At 39.3% G+C, this 15,404-nt stretch carries 16 protein-coding genes; 2 read left to right on the forward strand and 14 right to left on the reverse strand.

Going from position 1 to position 15,404, the window contains the following annotated elements; all coding sequences use genetic code 11:
- Positions 1–58 precede the first annotated feature (58 nt).
- The 7 genes from RHP56_RS05705 to RHP56_RS05735 form a co-directional block, all read right to left on the reverse strand.
- On the reverse strand, positions 59–1,171 hold the full coding sequence (locus RHP56_RS05705) for a DUF805 domain-containing protein (RefSeq protein WP_102753409.1): 1,113 nt from the start codon (positions 1,169–1,171) through the stop codon (positions 59–61).
- A gap of 82 nt (positions 1,172–1,253) precedes the next feature.
- A complete protein-coding gene (frr, locus tag RHP56_RS05710; RefSeq protein WP_002814677.1) occupies positions 1,254–1,799 on the reverse strand; it encodes a ribosome recycling factor in 546 nt (181 codons plus the stop codon).
- Positions 1,799–2,524: a UMP kinase gene (pyrH, locus tag RHP56_RS05715; protein WP_011679926.1), complete on the reverse strand. Its 726-nt coding sequence runs from the start codon at positions 2,522–2,524 to the stop codon at positions 1,799–1,801. Before pyrH ends, frr begins: the two co-directional genes overlap by 1 nt.
- Before the next feature lie 146 nt (positions 2,525–2,670).
- On the reverse strand, positions 2,671–3,546 hold the full coding sequence (tsf, locus tag RHP56_RS05720) for a translation elongation factor Ts (RefSeq protein WP_002814686.1): 876 nt from the start codon (positions 3,544–3,546) through the stop codon (positions 2,671–2,673).
- Positions 3,547–3,655: 109 nt separating this feature from the next.
- The gene (gene rpsB, locus RHP56_RS05725) at positions 3,656–4,432 is read right to left on the reverse strand and encodes a 30S ribosomal protein S2 (protein ID WP_002814693.1); all 777 of its coding nucleotides are present in this window, start codon (positions 4,430–4,432) and stop codon (positions 3,656–3,658) included.
- A 145-nt stretch (positions 4,433–4,577) separates the two neighbouring features.
- The gene (locus RHP56_RS05730; protein WP_011679927.1) at positions 4,578–4,850 is read right to left on the reverse strand and encodes a GIY-YIG nuclease family protein; all 273 of its coding nucleotides are present in this window, start codon (positions 4,848–4,850) and stop codon (positions 4,578–4,580) included.
- A complete protein-coding gene (locus tag RHP56_RS05735; RefSeq protein WP_014324814.1) occupies positions 4,847–5,611 on the reverse strand; it encodes a tRNA1(Val) (adenine(37)-N6)-methyltransferase in 765 nt (254 codons plus the stop codon). The genes RHP56_RS05730 and RHP56_RS05735 overlap by 4 nt, the downstream gene beginning before the upstream one ends.
- A gap of 59 nt (positions 5,612–5,670) precedes the next feature.
- Between RHP56_RS05735 and RHP56_RS05740 the strand changes: the two genes are divergently transcribed.
- Positions 5,671–6,309 (forward strand): lysophospholipid acyltransferase family protein, encoded by a 639-nt coding sequence (locus tag RHP56_RS05740; protein ID WP_011679929.1) that lies wholly within the window; start codon positions 5,671–5,673, stop codon positions 6,307–6,309.
- Positions 6,310–6,319: 10 nt separating this feature from the next.
- Here the strand turns inward: RHP56_RS05740 and RHP56_RS05745 are convergent, their stop codons facing one another.
- Positions 6,320–6,556, reverse strand: coding sequence for a YneF family protein (locus RHP56_RS05745; protein ID WP_002814697.1), 237 nt, complete (start codon positions 6,554–6,556; stop codon positions 6,320–6,322).
- A 249-nt stretch (positions 6,557–6,805) separates the two neighbouring features.
- Here RHP56_RS05745 and lexA point away from each other — a divergent pair, with 249 nt between their 5' ends.
- Positions 6,806–7,444, forward strand: a complete 639-nt coding sequence (gene lexA, locus RHP56_RS05750; protein WP_011679930.1) for a transcriptional repressor LexA — start codon at positions 6,806–6,808, stop codon at positions 7,442–7,444.
- Between the two features lie 39 nt (positions 7,445–7,483).
- Here lexA and pyrE read toward each other — a convergent pair whose 3' ends face one another.
- The 6 genes from pyrE to RHP56_RS05780 are packed head-to-tail and all read right to left on the reverse strand — an operon-like array spanning position 7,484 to position 15,286.
- Entirely contained in the window at positions 7,484–8,116 is a 633-nt protein-coding gene (pyrE, locus tag RHP56_RS05755; protein ID WP_011679931.1) for an orotate phosphoribosyltransferase, read from the reverse strand.
- On the reverse strand, positions 8,117–8,812 hold the full coding sequence (gene pyrF / locus RHP56_RS05760; RefSeq protein WP_102753408.1) for an orotidine-5'-phosphate decarboxylase: 696 nt from the start codon (positions 8,810–8,812) through the stop codon (positions 8,117–8,119).
- Positions 8,813–8,856: 44 nt separating this feature from the next.
- A complete protein-coding gene (carB, locus tag RHP56_RS05765) occupies positions 8,857–12,036 on the reverse strand; it encodes a carbamoyl-phosphate synthase large subunit (RefSeq protein WP_102753407.1) in 3,180 nt (1,059 codons plus the stop codon).
- Positions 12,029–13,114 carry a glutamine-hydrolyzing carbamoyl-phosphate synthase small subunit gene (carA, locus tag RHP56_RS05770; protein ID WP_011679934.1) on the reverse strand — a complete coding sequence of 362 codons (1,086 nt, stop codon included), beginning with the start codon at positions 13,112–13,114 and terminating at the stop codon, positions 12,029–12,031. The genes carB and carA overlap by 8 nt, the downstream gene beginning before the upstream one ends.
- Positions 13,111–14,388 (reverse strand): dihydroorotase, encoded by a 1,278-nt coding sequence (locus tag RHP56_RS05775; protein WP_102753406.1) that lies wholly within the window; start codon positions 14,386–14,388, stop codon positions 13,111–13,113. Before RHP56_RS05775 ends, carA begins: the two co-directional genes overlap by 4 nt.
- A gap of 4 nt (positions 14,389–14,392) precedes the next feature.
- A complete protein-coding gene (locus RHP56_RS05780; protein ID WP_102753405.1) occupies positions 14,393–15,286 on the reverse strand; it encodes an aspartate carbamoyltransferase catalytic subunit in 894 nt (297 codons plus the stop codon).
- Between the last annotated feature and the right edge of the window lie 118 nt (positions 15,287–15,404).

A 15,404-nucleotide genomic window follows, 5' to 3' on the forward strand; every position in this document is an offset into this window, starting at 1 on the left:
AACTCAATAATGATATTATGCACTCTCTACGACAAATCGTCAAGTAAAAATTTCTACATTAAGTTGCTCGAAAACTTTCTGACAATGTTTTAACAATTAAATTAAGCAATGGTCTTGATGGCGCAATTAAGTACACAACTCGGATATGACCATCTGGCATATGCCACTCTAAATAAGTCATAGCCTTAATACTGTCAGAGGTAGTATCTTGGTAGGTACCATCAATTCGAGAGGCTTGTACATTGTCGACTTGATTTAATGAAACATAACTTTGTCCCGTAATTTTTTTAAAACTAAAACTAGCAAAATCAACACCAAATCCCTGACCTTGAGTGCTGGTTAAAACCATTACGTTTTGTTGTGACTGCAACCACTGCAAAGAAGCTGTATCTTGTTCCCAAGTCCCATGGACCTTAAAGAAACCAAATGTTGCATCTCCTATTGTATCTTCTGTTAATCCTCTGTATGCTGTCGTCTCAGAATCGTCTGGAAGTTCAGTAACTTCTTTTTCAGGTATCGAAAATGCTGAGCTGGCTTCTGGTGTGTTATCATCTGTCTCTTGGGTTGACGAGCTCATAGAACCATTTTTAGTAGAATAACTTGATGACGCGGACTTACCTCGATTTTCATTAACTTGACGCTGTTCCTGAATATACTTTTGCGCAGCAGCTCTAAATTCATGTGTGACATGCTTTAAAGCAGTAACCTGAAAACAAGCAGTTAAAATCATTACAGCGCTAATTAAAGCTGCATAAAATGATTTTTGCTTTTTACTTAAAGTCGGTGTCCAATAAGCTGAACGCCTTGAAACCAAGTAAATGAGCCAACCGAAATATATTAAAAATGCAATTGGCGCCAAAATAACTAAACGAAAACTGGCTAAAATGCCAAAACTCACTCCTAAAAGTGACGGGCTCATCAGTAAAAACATAATTGTCTGTACTGGAAATCCGGTATCTCGTAATCGCCTAATAAATAAGGATAAGTTTGGAATAGTTATTAAGATACTGAATGTTCCAGATAACTTGGTTGCTAACGACCAAGAATTAAAAAAAATAATTGATACAAATAAAATAGATGCAAAAATAAATGTATTCACGATATGAACCCACCAAAAATCCAATCGATACGCACCACTATGAAAATCAAATGCTTCCCGCCAATATCTCAAATATCTCCTCAGCACATCCCTCTCCTAAATAAAAAGACTTGGATTTATCCAAGTCAAGCATGATCGCAATATCTTACGAAAATCAAATTGTTAACAATTCTTTTTCTTTTTCAGCTGCTATTTCATCAATTGCTTTAATGTTTTCATCAGTCAACTTTTGTGTCTGATCTTCGGCCTTGCGGGCATCATCTTCAGGCATGTCTTTGTCTTTTTTAATATCATCCATAATATCACGACGAACATTACGAACTGAAACTTTAGCTTTTTCAGCTTCAGCCTTCACTTCTTTAGCAAGTTCTTTACGACGTTCTTCTGTCATTTGTGGAATCGCCAAGCGCACAATATTTCCGTCAGAAGCAGGATTCAAACCAAGATCGGACACGTTAATTGCATGTACAATTGCTTCCAAGGCACTTTTATCAAACGGCGTAATTAGCAATATTCGTGCTTCCGGTACTGAAATTGAAGCCACTTGGTTCAATGGTGTCATTGCCCCATAATATTCAACTTCGACGCGATTCAAAATATTGGGATTCGCACGACCTGTACGGATGTTGGCTAATTCACGTTGAAGTGCCTCTTGTGCCCCCTTCATACGCTCTTTAGCATTAGTTAAATCAAAAGTCATTATTTTTCTCCTGTTACTGTTGTTCCGATGGCTTCACCAAGCACAACTCGTTTCAAGTTACCTGGTGTGTTAAGGTTAAACACCACCAATGGCATATTATTATCCATAGATAGTGAGCTTGCTGTCGAATCCATTACTTTCAAACCTTTTTGCAAAATGTCAAGGTGAGTTAATTCCGTAAACTTCACCGCATTAGCATTTTTATTTGGATCTGAGTCATAAATACCATCAACGCCATTTTTACCCATTAAGATGGCATCAGCATTAATTTCGTTTGCACGCAAGGCTGCCGTCGTATCTGTAGAGAAATACGGAGAACCTGTACCTGCTGCAAAAATGACAATTCGTCCCTTTTCTAGATGACGAATCGCACGACCACGTATGTAAGGTTCAGCAATCTGCTGCATTGTAATAGCAGTTTGCACACGTGTTTGGACACCAGCGCGTTCCAATGAATCTTGCAAAACTAGAGCATTCATTGTTGTACCAAGCATGCCAGTATAATCAGCACGAGACCGTTCCATACCAATTTTTGATGCTGGCTCTCCACGCCACAAGTTTCCACCGCCAACAACAATGGCAATTTGAGTACCTAGGTCATGGACATCTTTTAGCTCTTCAGCAATTGCAGAAACAGTCTCAAGATCGATGCCTTGACCTTTGTCCCCTGCCAATGCTTCACCAGAGAGCTTCATCAAAACGCGTTTGTACTTAATATCAGTCATGTTTAACCTCTTTTATTTGCTTATACAAGTATATCAAAAATTCCGAAAAATTTCCGAAAAAAAAGTGCGCTATTTATAATAGTACACTTTTTAACTAATTAGCTGCATTGATAAAACAATCAATGGCAATTAGTAGTTTTTAAATATTAACCAAGTTGCTTAGCAACTTCTTCAGCTAAATCAGTGACTTGCTTTTCAATGCCATCACCAACTTGGTAACGAACAAATGACTTAACTGATCCATTTTGTGAAGAAATGAATTGTGCAACTGTTTGGTCGCCATTTTTAACAAATGGTTGATCCAACAAAGAAATTTCAGCCAAGAACTTCTTGATACGTCCTTCGACCATGCGTTCCTTAATGTTATCAGGCTTACCATTCAAATCTTCAGAAGCTAATTGCACTTCCTTTTCCTTAGCAATAACATCAGCAGGTACTTGATCATCAGATACAAATTGTGGTGCAATAGCAGCAACATGCATTGCGATATCCTTGGCAGCTTCTTCTGAAGCACCATCAACAACAACCAAAGCTGAAATTGAGCCTGCCAAGTGAGAATATGAACCAAAGTTTTCTGAATCTGACTTTTCTACTACTGAGAAACGACGCAAAGTAATCTTTTCACCAGTAATTTGAGTTGTTCCGATAATTTTGTCGTTCAAAGTTTGACCTTCTTGAACTTCAAGTGCCAAAGCAGCTTCAACGTCAGCAGGCGCAAATTCGACGATTGTGTTGGCAACTGCGTTTAGCAATTCGTTAAATTCAGCGTTACCAGCCACGAAGTCAGTTTCTGAGTTTAATTCAATGATTGCAGCGCGGTTACCCTTAACGGCAACAGCTGTCATGCCTTCGGCAGCGACACGATCACCCTTTTTAGCGGCCTTTGCCATACCCTTTTCACGCAATAAATCAATTGCCTTGTCTAGATCGCCATCAGCTTCAACCAATGCTTTTTTAGCATCCATCATTCCAACAGATGTTTTATCACGTAATTCCTTTACTTGTGCAGCAGTAATTGCCATTATAGTGCTCCTCTAAAATAGTTTAATGTATTTTTATTATAACATATTAAAATACCATTCCGCGTCCCGAACAGGTCCGCTAGGAACGGTATTTATAGAATAAAATTAATTAGTTATTGCCTTCTTCAACGATGTTAGCAATTTCTTCGATTGATTCTGTGTTTTCGTCACCTTCAACGAATGCATCTTCAGGTGCTGAATCTTGGCCTTGACGACCTTCAATAACAGCATCGGCAATCTTTGATGTGATCAAACGTACGGCACGAATAGCATCATCGTTAGCAGGAATCTTAACATCGACTACATCTGGGTTAGCATTTGTATCGATCATAGCTACAACTGGGATATTCAACATGTTTGCTTCCTTGACGGCAATTTCTTCCTTCTTTGGATCAACAACAAACAATACATCTGGCAAGCCAGGCATGTCTTGAATACCACCTAAGAACTTTTCCAACTTTTCACGTTGCTTGTTCAACAAAACAACTTCTTTTTTAGGCAATTGCTCAAATGTACCGTCTTCGGCCATTGTTTGCAAATCCTTCAAACGTTGGATACGTGTCTTGATAGTGTTCCAGTTTGTCAATGTACCACCCAACCAACGATGGTTGATATAGTATTGGCCAGCACGTGTTGCTTCTTCAGCAATCGCATCAGAAGCTTGTTTCTTTGTACCAACGAATAATACGTTAGCGCCATCAGTAGAAGCGTTACGAATAAAGTTATAAGCTTCGTCAACTAACTTAACTGTCTTTTGTAAATCGATGATGTGAATACCATTACGTTCTGTAAAGATATATTCGTCCATCTTTGGGTCCCAACGACGTGTTTGGTGACCGAAGTGTACTCCTGCTTCGAGGAGTTCTTTCATTGAAATAACTGCCATGATATGGCCTCCTAGGTTTTTCCGCCGACAAATTCGTTGTTCACGCTGACATTTCTGCACCTACGTGTTCTCATTTATCGTGTGTATTTGCTGCTTTTCACAACATATTACATTTTACATTATTTTTGGTTCCTTGACAAGCATATTACCAAATTTTGATTACGTGGTGTACTAATAAATACTTTTCCTTGTTAATTCGTGTTAATTTCTTAAAATTTGCCTCTGCTTTTAACGCTTCGCTCTTTGTCTGGAACTCTTCATAGTGAATCAATTTTAATGGATGCCGCGACTTTACGCGGGTAAACTTAGCCCCTTTACCAGACTCATGTGTCGCTAGACGACGTTGTACGTTATCCGTGAATCCACCATAAAAATAACCATCCGCTGTATATAAAACATAAAAATAATAATACTTCATTCATGCCACGCTTTACCATAAAGGATGTCGTGAACCTCTGATGTATAGTCATTGTCATCAGTATAGGCGATAAGGGGTGGCATAATGCGCACGCCACCTGGTCGGCCAGATTTAATGGCTTCTATTAAAACCATATTGGCTTCGCGGTTTGCCTTTCCATAAACAAATTGAACTCTTTTAATCATAAGCTTTCGTGCAGCAAACGCTGCAAATATATCTGCTAGCCTTTCCGGCCGGTGTACCATATAGACCTTACCATTATTTTTCAGCAGTTTATTGGCAATTTGGGCCAGTTCAGGTAAGTTAATCATCAACTCGTGGCGCGCAATTTCATAATGTTTATCTATATTAGTCTTGGTAGTCTCAGTTAAGGGAAAATAAGGTGGATTAGTCAGAACAGTTTCAACAGATCCAGGTTTAATTTCATTAAATATATCTTTCATGTCAGCCTGAACGACTGAAACACGTTCATGTAAATTGTTCAGTTCAATGCTACGTTGTGCCATTTCAGCTAATTCTGGTTGTATCTCGACTAACTTTATTTCCCCAGTCACTTTTGGAGCGTAAAAAAGCCCAACCGCGCCAGTACCTGATCCCAAATCAACAGATAACCCTTTACCTTTTCCTTTTACATCAGCAAAATGTGCTAATAAAATCGCGTCTAAGGAATATGAAAACATGTCTGGATTCTGGATGATATTAATATTTTGTGATGGAAGTCCATCAATACGTTCATTTGCTTTAAGAAATGGTTGTGTCATTTGCGTTTCTTTCTGTTTATCTGTAAAATTGAAATGATTAATTTATGAGGTAAATAAATATGAAATTCTATGATTTTTTACGCGGCATTGCTGTTGCTTTAATATGGGCAGTTACTGGCCGCATTAAATACATGAATCGCGACAGAATACCCCAAAACGATAACTATGTGCTAGTTGGTCCACACCGCACTTGGTGGGATCCAGTATGGTATGCTGTGGCAGCCTACCCAAAACACTTTATTTTCATGGCAAAAATTGAATTATTTAAATTCAAGCCACTTGCATGGTTAATCAAATCAGCCGGCGCATTCCCAGTTGATCGTGAAAATGTTGGCCCAAGCGTCATCAAAATACCTGTACGCGAATTAAAAGATGGCAAGCGCTCTTTAATAATGTTTCCTTCTGGTTCTAGACACAGTGATGATTTAAAATCAGGTTCCATTCTAATTGCACGAATGGCTGGAAAGGCAATCGTACCAGCTGTATATCAAGGCCCTGTTAAGTTCAGTCAACTTTTCAAACGTAATAATACCACAGTTAATTTTGGTGAGCCAATTATTATTGATCGTAAAGACCGATTGAACAAGGAAAATATTGCTAAATATACTGAGCAGATGCAAGCAGCTTTCCAAGAATTAGATGCTGAGATTGACCCAACTTGGAAATATGTAGATCCAAAACGTTCAGAAAAAAAATAAGCCGATTGGCTTATTTTTTTTGCGAATTGGCACTTTGTTGCTTCATCTGAGCCATCATTTGGTTCAATTTCTTTTGAGATGGTTTTTGTCCCATTGACATCATCATTGATTTCATCATTTCTTCTGAAATAGGTGGGTTTTTTGCAAGATAACTCTTCATTGAGTTACGTGCCAAGAAAAAGCCACCGACCAAACCAATAATTAAAGTTAACACTGCAATCAAAATTGCTAGCCATGTGCTAATCATGCATATTCTCCTTACTAAAATGTCTGATAATTATTATAGCACAGCCAGCAAAGGCGTGCTATAATAACTTGCAGAGTTAACGTTTTCAATATGAACCATTTTGTTCGTTATAAAAATAAATAACACGAATTTTTTATTATTTATTTAATATTAGGTTGAATTTTTAAAAAAATAACGAACAAACGTTTGATTTGTTCGTGTTTTTCCGTTATACTGATGATAGTAAATTTAACAAGTAGGAAACCCATCATGGCAATTACACAAGAAAGCAAACAAATTCAAGTGCTTCGATTTATTCATGAAGCACAATCAGAAAATGGTTACCCACCAACCGTCCGAGAAATTGGTGAAGCTGTTGGATTATCATCTTCTTCAACTATTCACGGTCACATCGAACGTCTGGTAAAAAAAGGTTATCTTTTAAAAGATGCTTCTAAACCAAGAGCTCGTGCGATTGAAGTAACCGATATTGGTTTAGAGATGCTTGGGATTTCAACCACACCCGGAAAAATTCCGGTACTTGGAATGGTTACAGCGGGTACACCAATTTTGGCAGTAGAAGAAGAAGCAACTGAATTTTTCCCTATCCCAGATAATTTAATGCAATTTGATGGTGACCTATTCATGCTTAATGTTCATGGTGATTCAATGGTTAACATTGGCATTCTAGATGGAGACAAAGTTATCGTACGTAAGCAAGAGAATGCTGATAATGGTGATGTTGTTGTCGCAATGAATGATAACAATGAAGCGACAGTTAAGCGTTTTTTCCGTGAAGCCGATCATTATCGCTTACAACCTGAAAATAACAGCATGGCGCCAATTATTTTGCAAAAAGTCTCTATTTTAGGAAAAGTAATCGGACTGTATCGCGACGCTATTTATTAAAAACCAAATAAAAAGGCTCATCTCTGATGAGCCTTTTTATTATGCTTGCCAAGCATTTGGATTTTCCTTCCAGTTTTGTAAGGTTTCAACTTGTGATTTATCGAGATCCCCACGCTTAACGGCTGTTTCAATTAGTTGTGAATATGTTGTCAGTGAGTTAAATGTTAGTCCTGCTTCAGCAAAATTTTTTTTACCAGCTGGTAATTCATAAGAAAATATGGAAACAACACCAAGGACACTTGCTCCCTCCTTACGCACCGCATTTACTGCGGCCAACACAGACCCACCTGTTGATATCAAATCATCAATCAGAACGACTTTACGATTTTTTACCAATGCACCTTCCGTTTGACGACCTGCCCCGTGATCTTTGGGTTTTGAACGTACATAGACCATTGGTTTATTTAATTCTTCAGCTACCCAAGCTGAATGTGGAATACCTGCAGTAGCCACTCCACCAATAATCTCAACGTCACTATATTCTTTTTTTATTAGTTCAGACAGCCCTTTGTATATATTTTGACGTACCGAAGGGAAACCAATGGTCATCCGATTATCTGTATATATTGGACTCTTAATACCCGAGGCCCACGTGAAAGGTTCTTCTGGCGAAAATTTTACGGCACCAATTTCAAGTAAATCATTAGCTACTTGTTGTTTATAGTCTGTCATTTATTTTCTCCATTCATTGACAACACGTTGATATGCAGCCACTGGGTTGGTCGATTGTGTAATTGATCGACCAACAACTAATCCAGTTGAATTCAACTTCTTGGCTTCCCCTGGCGTAGTCACACGCACTTGATCTCCAGCTTCATCACCAGCTAAACGAATACCAGGTGTGATACGTAAAAATCGATCATTCGTGTGTGACTTAATTAAACTAGCCTCTAAGGGTGAACTAATTGTCCCGTCTATGCCCACCGAGTAAGCAAGCTCAGCCAAATGTGCAACACTTTCTTCAATAGTTGCTGTGGTTAATTGTATCTCTTGTATCTCAGCTTCAGAAAAAGAAGTTAGCTGCGTCACTGCAAGTAATTTTAACGCTTCACTTTTATTGGCAACAGCTGCTTCTAGCATTTTTTTCCCTCCAGCTGCATGCAGAGTTAAATATTGTACATCTAGTTTTGATATATTAGCGACTGCACGACCAACAGTGTTTGGAATATCGTAAAGTTTTAAATCTAAGAAAATCGTATAGCCCAATGCACGTAGTTCTGTGATGAACTCTGGTCCCGTACGATAAAAAAGTTCCATACCAACTTTCAATGCTGGCTTTTCTACTAAATCTGAAAAAGGCTTCAAAAATTTGTAAGTAGTAGTTGCATCAGGAAAGTCCAAAGCAATAAAAACTGGCTGTTCTGTCATTATGATCCTCCTATGTACATAAGCCGAAGCTTATTTGAAAAAGTTTAGTGCATTTCTTTCACTGTAAAACTGCGCGACTCTAATACTTCTAAGAAGGCACTAACTGTGTCTAAGGCAGTAAACAAAGGCACGGCATTTTCAATCGCAGCATTTCTAATCAAGCGGCCATCGCTTTCAGCACGGTCATCTGCTTGAGTTGTGTTAATAACAACCTGCACTTTTTGTTGACGCAGTGCTGCAACCGCATTATTATCTGATTCCGAAATTTTATCGAGTACTTCCACAGGCAAGTCATTGTCTGACAAGTAAGCACCCGTACCGGCAGTTGCAAACAAAGCAAATCCCAAATCATTGAATCTCTTTGCTAATTCGAGCGCCTCTTCTTTGTCATCATCAGCAACTGTGAATAAGACATTGCCGTAACGTGGTACTTTAATGTTAGAAGCAATAAAGGCCTTATACAACGCCTTGGACAGGTTAATATCTGACCCCATGACTTCACCAGTAGACTTCATTTCTGGGCCGAGCAAAGAATCAACATCGGGCAACTTTGTGAACGAGAATATTGGTGCTTTAACGTGCACCATATCATCGTTAGGAACAAGTCCCGTCTCAAATCCCATTTCTGACAATTTTTCACCTAACATAACTCTTGTTGCTAATTGAGCGAGCGGAAGATGCGTGACTTTCGATATGAACGGTACTGTACGTGATGCACGTGGATTTACTTCGATAACATATGCCGTATTTTCATGGATAACAAACTGCACGTTCATCAACCCTATTGTGTTCATAGCTTTAGCCAAATTAATAGAGGCTTGCACCATTTCATCTTGAACCTTTTGTGACAAGTATTGTGGTGGGTAAACTGACATAGAATCCCCTGAATGGACCCCCGCCCGTTCAATATGTTCCATAATACCGGGGATTACAGCTGTTTCACCATCTGACAAAACATCTACTTCTGCTTCTTGTCCCACTAAGTACGAATCAATCAATACCGGATGATCATTTGAAACCTTGACCGCACGCTGCATGTAGTCCTGGAGTTCATCGTCAGAAGAAACAATTTCCATTGCTCGACCACCCAAAACGTATGAAGGACGAATCAATACAGGATATCCAATGGATTGTGCAGCTGCTAATGCACCGTCTACTGTGGTTGCTGTTTTACCAACAGGTTGTGGTAAAGCAAGTTCTTTTATGACCTGATCAAATGCTTCACGATCTTCGGCACGATTTAGATCCTCTACAGAGGTTCCTAAAATGTTTACGCCATTGTCTAACAAAGGTTGAGCTAAATTAATTGCAGTTTGTCCGCCGAATTGCACCACCACACCGACTGGATTCTCTAAATCAATCACATTGAGAACATCTTCCAAGGTAAGTGGTTCAAAATACAATTTATCTGAGATAGAGAAATCCGTTGAAACGGTTTCTGGATTAGAATTCATAATAATCGCTTCATATCCAGCCCGTTGAATAGCCTTAACAGCATGAACAGTTGCATAATCAAATTCAACACCCTGCCCGATGCGAATCGGTCCAGAACCTAGTACAAGTACCGATTTTTTTGTACTAATAATCGATTCATTTTCCTGTTCATAGGTTGCATAATAATACGGTGTTGCCGATTCAAATTCTGCCGCAACAGTATCAACCATTTTATAAACTGGCTTAATTTTTTTATCTTTGCGTAGTGTTCTAATATCAGCAGCTGTCTTGCCCCAGATTTTAGCAATTGTTTCGTCAGCAAACCCATTCTTTTTAGCATATTGCAACTGATCAATATCTCCAACATGGCTGGCAAGGTCTTGCTCAATTTCGATAACATGCAATACTTTATCCAAGAAGAATTCATTGATTAGTGTTTTATCATGAATAGTTTCAATTGAAACACCTCGGCGCAATAAATCAGCAATCATAAACAAACGATCATCTCGAGCAGGCATTAATGCTGCTAGCAGTTCATCATCTGAAAGATCCTTATAGGTTATATCATCTAAACCAATAGCCCCAATCTCTAGTGAGCGAACAGCCTTTAACATGGCTTCTTCCATATTGCGACCGATAGCCATCACTTCACCAGTTGCCTTCATTTGCGTGCCTAGGCGACGATCTGCTGTTGAAAATTTGTCAAATGGCCAGCGTGGAATTTTAAACACAACATAATCTAATGCTGGTTCAAACTCTGCCTTTGTCGTGCCAGTTACTGGATTGATGATCTCATCAAGTGTTAAGCCAACGGCAATTTTTGCAGCCATTTTGGCAATCGGATATCCAGTCGCCTTTGAAGCTAACGCTGAAGAACGACTGACACGTGGATTGACTTCAATAATATAATATTTGTATGAATCAGGATCAAGTGCCATTTGAATATTGACACCACCCTCGATTTTCAATGCACGAATAATTTTTAACGCTGCATCACGCATCATTTGAACTTCGCGATCAGATAATGTTTGAACTGGTGCAGTCACAATCGAGTCTCCAGTATGAATACCAACTGGATCAAAGTTTTCCATTGAAGCAACAACCAATGCGTTGTCATTAGCGTCACGCATCACTTCAAATTCAATCTCTTTGTAACCTGCAATCGAACGTTCAATCAACACTTGTGTTACAGGAGAAAGTTCTAATCCATTGGCCGTAATTTCCGAAAGCTCTTCATGGGTTTGAGCAATACCTCCGCCGGTACCGCCTAACGTGTAGGCTGGACGAACAATTACTGGATAACCATGTGTGTCAGCAAAATTAAGTGATTCTTCTAAAGTAGTTGCAATGATGGACTCTGGAATGGGCTCATTCAAACGTTCCATCAAGGCTTTAAATTCTTCACGATCTTCGGCCTCTTCGATTGCTGATAGCTTAGTTCCAAGTAACTCGATATTGAGTTCATCCAAAATTCCCGCTTCGGAAAGGTCTTTAGCCATATTTAATCCAGTTTGACCACCTAGCGTCGGCAAAATAGCATCTGGACGCTCTTTACGTAAAATACGTTCAATAAAGTCAATTGACAAAGGCTCAATGTATACCTTGTCAGCAATTTCAGCGTCAGTCATAATCGTTGCCGGATTAGAATTTACTAAAATAACATGATACCCTTCTTCCTTTAAAGAGAGCGCGGCTTGTGTGCCAGAATAATCAAATTCGGCTGCTTGACCAATAACAATTGGTCCAGAACCAATCACTAATATTTTACTAATGTCTTGACGTTTAGGCATTTGTAGTCTCCTTCTTTGAATCAGCTATCATATCCAAAAATTCATCAAATAAATATTCAGCATCGTGTGGACCAGGTGCTGCATCTGGGTGGAATTGAACAGAGAAAGCATTGTAGCCTTTTAGACGAACACCTTCAACAGTCTGATCATTAATTTCCTCGTGTGTCACAACTAGATCTGTTTTCTCTAAGCTTGCTCGTTCTACTGCGTAGCCGTGATTTTGTGACGTAAAATCTAATCTCGCTTTGGAAATCGTGCGCACGGCATGATTAAAACCACGATGACCGAATTTCATTTTGTAAGTTTCTGCGCCATTGGCGATTGCGAACAGCTGATGTCCCAAGCAAATGCCCATTAGCGGTAAATGCTTTTGTAGCTTCTGAATTGTTGGAATGGCATATTTTACATCTTTGGGATCACCAGGTCCATTCGACAATAAGATACCGTCAGGGTTCGCTGCCAATACTGTTTCTGCGTCCACATTAGCAGGAAATACCATCACGTTAACACCGCGCTTCGCAAGCGAGCGAAGAATTGAATTTTTCAGTCCAAAATCAATGAGCGCGATTGATACACCATCAGTTGGGTTTTGATACTGTGTCTTTGTTGTTGCATCTGCAACCATTGTTTTCGATGTTTCAAACGCTTTTAGTCTCGCAACGACTTCGTCCGTTATTTCATCAACAAGCGCTGCTTTCATGGAACCCTGATTACGTAACTCTTTTGTTAAAGCGCGCGTATCAATGCCCGTTATACCGGGCATTCCAGTTTTTTCTGCCCATTCAGGCAAACTCATTGTTTTGCGCCAATTGCTTGGTCGTCGAGCGATTTCGTGCACCACAATCGCAGATGCAGCTGGTCGCAAACTTTCAAAGTCATCACGATTAACCCCGTAATTACCGATTAGTGGGTAAGTAAATACAATAATTTCACCTCGGTATGATAAATCTGTAATTGATTCTTGATAGCCGGACATACCAGTATTAAAAACTAACTCGGCCATGATATCAACATCAGCACCAAAAGCTTCCCCTTCATATACTGATCCATTTTCTAATAATAAGTAGCGTTTTTTCATTTTACGTTATCCTTATATACAATTTCACCGTCAACCCATGTGGCCAGTGTTTTTCCATACACTTTCCATCCAATAAATGGTGAGTTTTTTCCCATCGATTCAAAGCTTTCAGTATCGATTTCATAGTTATTATCTAGATCAAACAGAGCGAGGTCTGCTCGCGCACCTTCTTCGATACTAGTGGGCGCTTGCAAGTGGAATGCACTGACTGGAGCAGTGACCGTTCGCTCAAGCAAAGTTTCTAGAGTCATCACACCATTTTTAACCAAATAAGTATAAAGCAGTTGGAAACTCGTTTCGATTCCGGTAATGCCAAATGGTGCCTCTCGGAAAGACTTCTGTTTCTCTTCTTTTCCATGTGGCGCATGATCAGTAGCAACCATATCGATGGTTCCATCCAACAATCCAGCAATGACTGCTTCACGATCTCTCTGAGTTCGTAGTGGTGGATTCATTTTAAACATTGCATTATCAGAATTGATATCTTCTTCTGATAATAATAAGTGATGCGGAGAAACCTCTGCAGTAACATGAACACCTTCATGTTTAGCAATTCGCACCAATTCAACCGATTCCTTAGTTGAAATATGCGCAACATGGTAATGAACGCCAGCAGCTTTAGCTAGTACCAAATCTCGAGCAAGTTGTGAACTTTCCGCCAATCCTGTAATTCCTGGTAATTCTAATTTTGTTGATGCTTTCCCCTCGTTCATGACACCATCATGAACCAGCGTATCGTCTTCCAAATGCGCGGCTAAAGGTTTGTTAACCGATGCAGCGGCGACCATTGCTTCGAGCATAGTATTTGCTGTCTGTACCCCTTTACCATCATTTGTGAATGCTTTGGCCCCAGCTGCTGACATTCCTTTAATATTGGTTACTTGAGTTGACGTCAAATTATTTGAGATTGCCCCGTACTGTTCAATATGAATCACACCATTTTGTTTATTTCGTGCGATTTGATTCGTTATCTTCTCTTCGTTATCAGGAACTGGATTTAAGTTAGGCATAGCAATCACAGTCGTAAACCCACCGCGTGCAGCCGCCTTAGATCCGCTATTAATCGTTTCCTTATACTCAAAACCAGGTTCACGAAAATGTACGTGCACATCTACTAATCCCGTTGAAAGGAAGGCCCCTTTGGCATCAAAAACGGTAGCTGCTTTACTTTCAAGATGATTACTAATCTTTTGAATAATTCCTTGGTCAATTAAAATATCTCGAAGAACGAGTTGATTGTTCCATAAAATTTTAGCATTTTTTATTAGTTGCATTTACTTACTCCGTAACGTATTCTAAAATGGCCATTCGTGCATAAACGCCATTGGTCATCTGGTCAAATATGCGTGATTTTGGTGCTTCAACTAAATCATCGGCAATTTCAACGTCTCGATTAACTGGGGCCGGGTGCATAATAATACTATTTTCTTTCAAATTTTCATAACGTGATTCAGTCAAACCATACACTTCATGATACTTTTTTGCCGAAAAATTTTGATTTTCAGTATGTGTAATTCGTTCATGCTGTACTCTAAGAAACATCACAACATCTTGTTCCGACCAACCAACATCAAGGTCCACATGTTCGCCAAATGAATCAAAATCAACTGGTTGCCAGTCTTTTGGTCCACTGAATGTCACTGTTGCGCCAAGCTTGTTGAGTATCTCTGCATTTGAACGCGCTACTCGTGAATGTGCTAGGTCACCAATAATTCGAACCTTCAAACCTTCAAAATGTCCAAACTCTTGGTAAATTGTCACTAAATCTAACAAACTTTGTGAAGGGTGTTGGCCGCTGCCGTCCCCCGCATTTACAAGTTGTGGAATTGCATGCCCTTCACTCCGTAAGACGCTTTCATACCATGAATTTTGAGAGTGACGAATTACTGCAACATCCACACCAATCGCTTTAAGGGTTTTTAATGTATCAACCAAACTCTCTCCTTTTGTCATTGAACTAGTTTGAGGGTCGATTTGTATCTGTTTCCAATTAAGTTGATTCTCTGCCATTTGGAAACTACTATGCGTTCTCGTTGAATTTTCAAAAAATAAATTTACAGCCGTTATCGATTTTGTTTTAGGTTGCTCACCTGATTTTAACGCCAACGCACGTTGTATTAAGTGTAGCACGTCATTTTTATTAATTGCATTTATATTCAAATAATTTCGCATATTACCCTTCTTTATACAAAAAACCAAGCGATCTGAGCGACCGCTTGGTTCTAGAAAATGAGGGTAAAAGTGTACACTTCACCAAAAGTATCTAAAGCCTTGCAGGTCTCTCTGGACC

Source organism: Leuconostoc sp. C5 (genome assembly GCF_056530425.1).

What these genes read in the sequence shown, in the direction of transcription:
- lexA (WP_011679930.1), top strand. Translation starts at nt 6,806, where the DNA reads ATGGCAATTACACAAGAAAGCAAACAAATTCAAGTGCTTCGATTTATT.
- RHP56_RS05740 (WP_011679929.1), top strand. Translation starts at nt 5,671, where the DNA reads ATGAAATTCTATGATTTTTTACGCGGCATTGCTGTTGCTTTAATATGG.
- carA (WP_011679934.1), bottom strand. Translation starts at nt 13,114, where the DNA reads ATGAAAAAACGCTACTTATTATTAGAAAATGGATCAGTATATGAAGGG.
- RHP56_RS05730 (WP_011679927.1), bottom strand. Translation starts at nt 4,850, where the DNA reads ATGAAGTATTATTATTTTTATGTTTTATATACAGCGGATGGTTATTTT.
- RHP56_RS05735 (WP_014324814.1), bottom strand. Translation starts at nt 5,611, where the DNA reads ATGACACAACCATTTCTTAAAGCAAATGAACGTATTGATGGACTTCCA.
- pyrE (WP_011679931.1), bottom strand. Translation starts at nt 8,116, where the DNA reads ATGACAGACTATAAACAACAAGTAGCTAATGATTTACTTGAAATTGGT.
- carB (WP_102753407.1), bottom strand. Translation starts at nt 12,036, where the DNA reads ATGCCTAAACGTCAAGACATTAGTAAAATATTAGTGATTGGTTCTGGA.
- frr (WP_002814677.1), bottom strand. Translation starts at nt 1,799, where the DNA reads ATGACTTTTGATTTAACTAATGCTAAAGAGCGTATGAAGGGGGCACAA.
- RHP56_RS05745 (WP_002814697.1), bottom strand. Translation starts at nt 6,556, where the DNA reads ATGATTAGCACATGGCTAGCAATTTTGATTGCAGTGTTAACTTTAATT.
- pyrF (WP_102753408.1), bottom strand. Translation starts at nt 8,812, where the DNA reads ATGACAGAACAGCCAGTTTTTATTGCTTTGGACTTTCCTGATGCAACT.
- pyrH (WP_011679926.1), bottom strand. Translation starts at nt 2,524, where the DNA reads ATGACTGATATTAAGTACAAACGCGTTTTGATGAAGCTCTCTGGTGAA.
- tsf (WP_002814686.1), bottom strand. Translation starts at nt 3,546, where the DNA reads ATGGCAATTACTGCTGCACAAGTAAAGGAATTACGTGATAAAACATCT.
- rpsB (WP_002814693.1), bottom strand. Translation starts at nt 4,432, where the DNA reads ATGGCAGTTATTTCAATGAAAGAACTCCTCGAAGCAGGAGTACACTTC.
- RHP56_RS05775 (WP_102753406.1), bottom strand. Translation starts at nt 14,388, where the DNA reads ATGCAACTAATAAAAAATGCTAAAATTTTATGGAACAATCAACTCGTT.
- RHP56_RS05780 (WP_102753405.1), bottom strand. Translation starts at nt 15,286, where the DNA reads ATGCGAAATTATTTGAATATAAATGCAATTAATAAAAATGACGTGCTA.